This window comes from Campylobacter sp. CFSAN093233, from assembly GCF_011068165.1.
GTDB lineage: Bacteria > Campylobacterota > Campylobacteria > Campylobacterales > Campylobacteraceae > Campylobacter_D > Campylobacter_D jejuni.
Genome location: NZ_JAAMWY010000003.1, coordinates 80,174 through 88,807, shown reverse-complemented (window position 1 = coordinate 88,807; position 8,634 = coordinate 80,174). Strand labels below are relative to the sequence as shown.

Genomic DNA, 8,634 nt, shown 5'->3' with positions numbered 1-8,634 from the left:
AAAGGTTTTAATTAATCATTTATACCTAGTAAAAAACTAGGTATAAATTTTTCCTTCAATTTAAATTTTTCATCAAAGTTTCTAAAAAGTTTCCAAATATTTTTATACTTCCATTGTTTTAAATTTCAATATGGGGTAAAAACAAATGGAAAGAAGATTGTTTTTAAAAGGTTCAGCTTTAGGTTCTATGGTGGCTTTTTTTGCAAGTTCAAATTTAAGTGCTGTTATGCTTAAGGATAAGGATTTGTTAGGTTTTAAAGCTGTTAGTGCAAGCACACAAGATAAAGTTATAGTACCGCAAGGTTATGAAGCAAAGGTTTTAATTTCTTGGGGTGATCCACTTTTTAGTAAAGCAAAACCTTATGATGAAAATAAAATCATCGATATGAATGCAATTAAAAATGCTCATTTGGTTTTTGGAGATAACGATGATGGTATGAGTTTTTTTCCACTTTCAAAAAACAGAGGAATTTTAGCCGTTAATAATGAATATATAAATCCTGAAATCATGTTTAATCATCATGGTAAAAATTTAAGCAAAGAAGATATTTTATATGAGCAAGCCAGTGTGGGTGTGAGTATCTTAGAAATCGAAAAAAAGGGTGATGATTGGACTGTGGTTTTAGACTCTAAGTATAATCGCAGAATCGATGCAAACACTAAAATGCAAGTAAGTGGAGCAGCTAAAAAAGAAGTTTTAAAAAATGAAAAATTTGTTCATGGAACTTTTGCAAATTGTGCAAATGGACAAACACCTTGGGGAACTTATATCACCTGTGAAGAAAATTTTGACGATTTTTTTGGAAGTTCAGATGAAAATCTAGAATTTAATGACGCCTTTAAGCGCTATGGATTTAACAAAACTAGTCTTTATGGATGGGAAAAATTTGATGAAAGATTCGATTTAGCTAAAAATATCAATGAAGCCAATCGTTTTGGTTGGATAGTGGAAATCAATCCTTTTGATGCAAAAAGCACACCTGTTAAAAGAACTTCTTTAGGGCGTTTTAAACATGAAAACGCAGAAATTATCGTAGAAAAAGATGGTTCTGTTATAGTTTATATGGGTGATGATGAGATGAATGAATTTATTTATAAATTTGTTAGCAAACATAAATACAAAAAAGGTGCTGATACAAGTAAAATTTTAGATGAAGGTATTTTGTATGTAGGACAGTTTAATGGCAAGGTGGGAGATTTTAAAGGACAGGGAAAATGGATAGCTTTAGAATATGGCAAAAACAGCTTAGATGAAAAAAATGGTTTTAAGTCTCAAGCTCAAGTACTCATCAATACGCGTCTTGCTGCAAGCATTGTAGGTGCAACTCCTATGGATAGATGTGAATGGATAGCAAGCCATAAACAAAGTGGTTCTAAAGAGGTATTTGCAACACTAACGAACAATAAAAATCGCCAAGAACCTAATGCAGCAAATCCAAGGACTAAAAATGTTTATGGACAAATTTTAAAATGGATGCCAAAAAATTCTCATAAAGACGATGATTTTACTTGGGAAATTTTTGCTCTTGCTGGAAATCCTGATAACCAACAAGGCTTATATAAAGGCTCAAATAATATTACAAGTGAAAATAAATTCAATTCTCCTGATGGACTTAAATTTGATAGAGATGGAAGACTTTGGATACAAACAGATGGATCTTATTCTAATAAAGATGAATACGAAGGTATGGGAAATAACTGCATGCTAGCAGCAAATCCAAAAACAGGGGAAATCAGACGCTTTTTAACAGGGCCTATTGCTTGTGAATTAACAGGGATTGCTTTTAGTGAGGATTATACTACAATGTTTGTAGGCATACAACATCCAGGAGAAGGTTTGAAAGGTAGTACTTTTCCTTATGGAAAAACACCAAGATCGAGTGTAATAATGATAAGAAAACTTGATGGTGGAGTGATAGGAAGCTAAATAAAAATAAAGTTGCTTTTAGCAACTTTATAAAATCTTAATGCAAGCTTTCTATATAAGCCATAGCACTTAATGCAGCTACAGCTCCATCACCTGCAGCACAAATAACTTGCTTAGGCGCATCTTTTCTAAGGTCCCCTGCGGCAAAAAGTCCAGCAACGCTAGTTTGCATTTTAAGATCAACACTTACTTGCCCACCTTCTTCCATATTGCATAAAAACTTACTATCGTCTTGTTTTAAAATTTCATTTCTTACGTTAAGACCAACAAAAGTAAAAATTCCTGGAACATTTAAATCTCTAATACTACCATCTTTTAATTTTACTTTTACTCCAGCAACACCCATTTTATCGCCATATACTTCATCTACACTTGCGCTAGTAATGAGTTCTATTTTTTCGTTTTTCTTAACTTTTTCTACTGTAGATGGAGCTGCTCTAAACTCATCTCTGCGGTGGATAAGATAAATCTTAGAACAAATATTTGCTAGATATAAAGCTTCTTCTAAAGCCGTATCTCCACCACCTAAAACTGCAACTTCTTTATTTTTATAAAAAAATCCATCACAAGTTGCACAAGTGCTTACACCTTTTCCAAAAAATTCATCTTCGCCCTTAAAACCTGCTTTTTTTGGAGCTGAGCCTGTACAAACTATCACAGCTTTAGCAAGTTCTGTTTTACCACCTTCTAATTTGATGGTAAAACTTCCATCACTATTTTTTAAAATTTGTTCTACTCCAACCATTTCATGTTTTAAACCAAAACGCATGCATTGTTCACTCCAAGGAGCCATAAAAGAAATTCCATCCATAACTTGGGCTACACCTGGATAATTTTCTATCTCAGAACTTGAGGTAATTTGTCCACCAGGCATACCTTTTTCAAACATTACTACATTTTTAAGTCCACCTCTAGTTGCATAAAGTCCGGCACTAAGTCCAGCAGGACCTCCACCTATGATTGCTACATCTAACATTTATATTTCCTTTATATTGAATTTTATTATTAATAATGATATAAAAATTATTCTTAATAGTAGTTAATAAAAATTATTATTTAGTATAAATTTGAAATTTTTAAGAAGAAGGCTAGTTATACTAGCCTTTAGTTTATAGTAAAGAGTTTAATTTATCGCTAATTGCTTGTTTAGATTGTGCACCAACTAGTTGATCTACAACTTCACCATTTTTAAAGAAAATAAGCGTAGGAATAGAGCGAACACCAAATTCAGCTGCTAAATCACCTTGTTCATCTGTATTTACTTTGCAAATTTTAGCTTTACCATCGAAGTCATTTGCAAGTTCATCAATAACTGGAGCAAGCATTCTACAAGGTCCGCACCATGGAGCCCAAAAATCAACTAAAGCTACACCTTCTTTTGCTTGAGCAAAATTATCACTTGTTAATTCAATATATTTTCCCATAATTTTTCCTTTCTTTAATTTTTGTCTAATTGTATTTTATTTTTTTAAATATCAGCTTAAAAACTTATATTTTCGCAAAATTGTATCACATCATTTTTAATGCAAATCAGATCAATCTGAAAATCCGATGAAATTCCATTTTTAAGATGATAAAATTCTATAGTTTTTAAAATTTTTTCAAGTTTTTTTCTATCCAAACGCTCGGAAACTTCATAATCATCTTGAGTAAATTTAACCTCTATAAAATGTAAAATTTCATCTTTTTTGGCTATTATATCGATTTCTCCAAATTTAGAATAGAAATTTCTTTTTAAAATTTCAAAGCCCTGTTTTTTTAAAAATTTACAAGCCTTATCTTCACCTAAAATTCCATCTAAATAAGCTTTTAAACCCATTATTCTATACGCATCATAAAAGGTTTGGTTTTTATAAAATCTTGTTTGCGTAAAATTTCAAGCAAATTTTGTATGCTTTTTTCATAAGTTAAATGCGTAGTAAAAAACAAAGTACTGTAATTTTCATCATTTTTTTTAGGTTTTTGTAAGAAACTATCGATAGAAATATTATTTTCACTCATCAATTGTGTGATTTTAGATAAAACCCCTATTTTATCTTCAACTTTCACCCTTAAATAATATTTTGTATAAATTTCATCTTTGCTTAAAAGCTCGTATTCTAAAGTGTTCACAAAACCAAGCATTGGTGCTTTTACCTGATCTCTTGCTATATCCATAAGATCTGAAATCACAGCACTTGCAGTGGCCTCTCCTCCTGCTCCTGCTCCATAATACAAACTTTCACCCAACAAATCTCCATTAATGCTTATAGCATTCATCACTCCATCAACTTTTGCAAGCATTTTTTCTTTATCTATCATAGTAGGATGCACCCTTAATTCTACTTTATTTTCACGCACCTTAGCTATACCTAAAAGTTTTATGGTAAATTCAAACTCATTAGCAAAATACATATCTTCAGGTGCAATTTCACTAATACCCTCGATCAAAATATCTTCAGGTTTAGCTTTAAGATTATAAGCGATACTTGATAAAACAAGCAGTTTATGTGCTGCATCTCGCCCTTCTATGTCAAAAGTTGGATCAGCCTCTGCATAACCTAAATTTTGAGCTATTTGCAAAGCTTGTTTAAAACTCATATTTTTTTGACTCATAGAACTTAAAATATAATTACTCGTACCATTTAAAATCCCTTTTATAGCCAAAATATTATTTGCACTTAAACCTTCTTTTAAAACCTTGATAATAGGAATTCCTCCAGCCACACTTGCTTCATAACCAAAAGCTAAATTTTTAGCCAAATTTTCAAGTTCATAACGATGATAAGCAAGCATAGCTTTATTTGCAGTAACAACAGCTTTTTTCTTTTTTAAAATTTCACTCACTATTTTAAAAGCTTCATCCACCCCACCCATTAATTCTACAAAAACATCTACATCAGCATTTAAAATTTCTGCAACGCTATGAGTAATTGGAATTAAAGCATTTTTTTTAGGACTTCTAGCAAGAGCGATCACAGGAGTTATGCTTTGCCCACATCTTGCACGAATAAGTTTATCATTTTCTAAAAGAAATTTAACCACCGCACTTCCAACAGTGCCATAACCAAGAATCGCTACTTTCATAACTTATTCTTTTAAATATTTTTTGATATTGCGTGCAGCTTGGCGTATGCGATTTTCATTTTCAATTAAAGCAATTCTTACATACTCATCACCTGCTTCGCCAAAACCTACCCCAGGACTTACTGCAACACTGGCACGCTGTAAAAGTTGCTTTGAAAATTCTAAACTTTTTAAATGTCTTTTGCTTTCAGGGAGTTTTGCCCAAACAAACATACTTGCTCTTGGTTTTTGAAGTTTCCAGCCTGCATTTTCAAAAGCTTCAAGTAAAATGTGCATTCTTTTATCATAAGTTGCACGGATTTCATCCACACAAGTTTGATCTCCATCTAAAGCTATGGTAGCTGCTACTTGAATAGGTGTGTACATACCATAATCAAACCAAGATTTTATTTTTTTAAGCGCACTGACTAAGCGTTTATTTCCTACTACAAAACCCACACGCCAGCCTGCCATATTGTAAGATTTTGAAAGAGTGTAAGTTTCTACCGCTACATCTTTTGCGCCTTCAATTTCCAAAATAGAAGGAGTTTTATAGTCATCATAAGTTAAATCTGCATAAGCAATATCTGAAATAATATAAAATCTTTCTTTTTTTGCCGTTGTTATCAATCTTTCATAAAAACTTTTCTCACAAGTTACTGTTGTTGGATTATGCGGGAAATTAACAACGATATATTTTGGACGCGGGATGCTTTCATTTAAAGTTTTATGTAAATTTTCAAAAAATTGATTTTCATCAAGCTCAAATTTTTCATTATAAGCTAAAGGCATTTTTGCTACATTACCTCCTGCTATAATAAAAGCTTGAGTATGTATAGGATAAGCAGGAGTTGGCACAATAGCAACATCTCCAGGATTTATAATCGCTCTTGCAAGATTTACAAAACCCTCTTTTGAACCCATGGTAGCTACAACTTCATTTTCAGGATCTAAATTGACATTATATTTTCTTTTATACCAATTACAAATTGCTAAGCGAAGTTTATAAATCCCCATGGATGTAGAATATCCCGAGGTTTTATCTTTGTTAGCACTTTCACAAAGTTTATCTATAATGTGTTGTGGAGTTTTACCATCAGGATTTCCCATTGAAAAGTCGATGATGTCCTCTCCAGCACGTCTTGCTGCCATTTTTATCGCATTTACCTCTGCGAAAACATAATTTGGAAGTCTTTCTATGGTATTAAAACGGATTTCATCAAACATTTCTTAATCCTTTATTTTTTAAGTGTGATTTTTAAACCCCTGCGTATATTATCTAAACTATACATATCGCTTACAATAGCATATATAGCACCATTTGGAATAAGTTCTGAAAAATGATTATTTTTATTTTCGCTTTTTACTGCTTTAATTAGATTCAGATTTTTATCTAAAAAGAAGATTTTAGGAAACCAATTGTCTAAATCATTTGCATCAATAATCAAATTTGTAGCATTTTTTAAATCAAGCACATAGTCTTTAAGGGGTTTTTCTAATGATTTTGGAGTATTTAAATTAACATTTGTATTGGTTTTTAATACAGCATTGGAAAAATTTAAATCATATTCATAGTCATATGCTCCAATGCGCTTAATATTATCTATATAGACAGAATTTTCTTTTAAGAGATTGTAAAGCGTTCCAGGATCTAAAACATATTGAGATTCTACTTGTATGGTATAGTCAATATTTCCTTCTCTTAAAATCAAATCTGTAGGGATAAAATATATATATCCGGCATCTGTTAAAACATCGGATAAAATTTTAAAAAACATAACTTCATCAGCTTTTGCTTTAAAATTTAGTTTTAGACTTTGAGGATTTGATAGTGTTAAGGCAATTAAAGAATTGGTTTTTAATATTTGAGATATTTTTGCAATATCACAATTTCCATTATTATCTATGTAAGAATTATTTGAGAATAATAATTCTAGTTGAGAATTTTTACTAGGATTGTTTACTAAATTTTTTGCTAATTCAAGACTTGAGATTGCAAAAGATATATTAACCCAAAAAGTAAGAATAATAATTTTTTTTACCATTCTTTACCTTTATTTAATTTTACAAATTCAGCAGCTGAAATACTGGTAATTTTTCCATCTTTAATCAAGAAACGTTTTGAAATTCCTACAGGAAATTTTTGTTCTTTATTTTCTTGATCAAACATTGTTAAAGCTGCAGCCCCTGTTAAAATTAACTGATCTTTATCTAAAGAAATATTAAAATCTTTTTCTTTAACAAAGCTTGTTTTTTTAAGGCTTTTTAAATCTATCAAACCTATCCAAATCTTGGTAGAGGTTTTAAAATGTGCTTCTTTTAAAGAATCAGTTTTTAGTGTATTTGTGTCTTCTTGGATTTGGGTATTTTTTTCTTCATCGAGTAGAGTTGTGTTATTTTCACTGATATTATTTTCTATGCTTATGTTTTTATCATTTTCTTGTAATGAGGTGTTTTGGCTTGGTAAAACGCTCTCTGTTTGATTTGTTTCTTGTGCTTTATTGTTGTCTATAACAACAACATTGTTTCCACTTAAAGATTTTAAATTTTCTTGTGCTTGTCCTATTATGTCTATAACCGTTGCACTAGTATTATTTTGTTCATCTTTGAAAAAAGTTTTAAGTGTATCAAAATAATAAATTCCACTTCCTATAATCACTAAAACAATAAGAACAATCAAAAAAGGCCAAGCGTTAGAGGATTTTTGACTATAAGCATCTAGTTTTGGGGTTATCATTTTTGATTTTGTTTGTGGAGTAGGATTGTTTTCGTTAAGATAAGCTTCATACTCTTCGTTAAAATCACTAAAGTCGAGTTCGTATTCTCTGCTTAAAATTTTAACAAAACCTTTAACATTAAAACGACTTAAAACAGCAAAATTCTTTTCTACTAAAGCTTCAAGAAAATCAAGTTCAATTTGCGTTTTTGCTGCAACTTCTTTTAAATTTAATTCTTGTATTTTTTTCCAATTAAGCATTTAACATCCTATCACAAAGTATTGCAAAAGCAGCGCTGACATTAAGACTATCAAAATTATTTTTCATCGCAATGCCCACACATTCATCGCACTTTTTTATAATTTTAGAGCTTAAACCAAAACCCTCACTACCCAAAACTAAAACTTTTTTACCATTGCTTATTTTTACACTGTGAATTTCTTTTCCCGAGCCATCACTCGCATAAAAATAAAAACCTACTTGTTTTAGTTCATTTATTACACTTAAAGCATCGTTGCTTATCACAATAGGTAAATCAAGAGCCGCTCCGCTGCTTGTGCGAATTACTCCTTCCATGGCTAATTTTTCACCAATAAAAATTAAAGCCCCAACCCCTAAAGCATAAGCTGTACGCGTGATAGCCCCTATATTTCCTACATCGCTAATTCCATAAAGCATAACAATAAAATCATTTTTTTTGATCTCATTTAAATTCGCAAAAGAACTTTCTTTAATATCTAGCAAAAAACCTTGATGATTTCCACCTTTCGCATAAGCTTGAGCAGTTTTAAAATCAAGTTTTTTGATTTTAAAACCAGATTTTGCGATTTTGGAAAAAGTAATTTTATCACATTCTTTTGCTAAATAAAGCTCATTGATACAGTCTTTATGATATTCTAAAATATAAAAAAATATTTGCTTCCCATAAACTATCATATTAAAATT

General features: G+C 30.9%; 9 protein-coding genes. 1 reads left to right on the top strand and 8 read right to left on the bottom strand.

The genetic code is table 11. The features are described 5' to 3' along the window. Positions 1-145 precede the first annotated feature (145 nt). Entirely contained in the window at positions 146-1,927 is a 1,782-nt protein-coding gene (locus FBF15_RS02045; protein WP_002924327.1) for a PhoX family phosphatase, read from the top strand. A gap of 37 nt (positions 1,928-1,964) precedes the next feature. On the opposite strand, the gene trxB is transcribed toward FBF15_RS02045, so the two are convergent. From trxB to rlmB, 8 genes are all read right to left on the bottom strand, one after another. Continuing rightward, positions 1,965-2,903: a thioredoxin-disulfide reductase gene (gene trxB, locus FBF15_RS02040; RefSeq protein WP_002851648.1), complete on the bottom strand. Its 939-nt coding sequence runs from the start codon at positions 2,901-2,903 to the stop codon at positions 1,965-1,967. Positions 2,904-3,036: 133 nt separating this feature from the next. Continuing rightward, positions 3,037-3,351, bottom strand: coding sequence for a thioredoxin (trxA, locus tag FBF15_RS02035; protein ID WP_002778629.1), 315 nt, complete (start codon positions 3,349-3,351; stop codon positions 3,037-3,039). A gap of 56 nt (positions 3,352-3,407) precedes the next feature. Continuing rightward, positions 3,408-3,746 carry a YraN family protein gene (locus FBF15_RS02030; protein ID WP_002854371.1) on the bottom strand — a complete coding sequence of 113 codons (339 nt, stop codon included), beginning with the start codon at positions 3,744-3,746 and terminating at the stop codon, positions 3,408-3,410. After that, entirely contained in the window at positions 3,746-4,993 is a 1,248-nt protein-coding gene (locus FBF15_RS02025) for a homoserine dehydrogenase (RefSeq protein ID WP_052804018.1), read from the bottom strand. The genes FBF15_RS02030 and FBF15_RS02025 overlap by 1 nt, the downstream gene beginning before the upstream one ends. A gap of 3 nt (positions 4,994-4,996) precedes the next feature. After that, a complete protein-coding gene (locus FBF15_RS02020; protein WP_002869755.1) occupies positions 4,997-6,199 on the bottom strand; it encodes an LL-diaminopimelate aminotransferase in 1,203 nt (400 codons plus the stop codon). 11 nt (positions 6,200-6,210) lie between these two features. Further along, positions 6,211-7,017: a hypothetical protein gene (locus FBF15_RS02015; RefSeq protein WP_002873411.1), complete on the bottom strand. Its 807-nt coding sequence runs from the start codon at positions 7,015-7,017 to the stop codon at positions 6,211-6,213. Beyond that, positions 7,011-7,949 carry a membrane protein gene (locus FBF15_RS02010; RefSeq protein WP_002854357.1) on the bottom strand — a complete coding sequence of 313 codons (939 nt, stop codon included), beginning with the start codon at positions 7,947-7,949 and terminating at the stop codon, positions 7,011-7,013. Before FBF15_RS02010 ends, FBF15_RS02015 begins: the two co-directional genes overlap by 7 nt. After that, positions 7,942-8,625, bottom strand: coding sequence for a 23S rRNA (guanosine(2251)-2'-O)-methyltransferase RlmB (rlmB, locus tag FBF15_RS02005; protein WP_002869758.1), 684 nt, complete (start codon positions 8,623-8,625; stop codon positions 7,942-7,944). Before rlmB ends, FBF15_RS02010 begins: the two co-directional genes overlap by 8 nt. Positions 8,626-8,634: the final 9 nt, after the last annotated feature.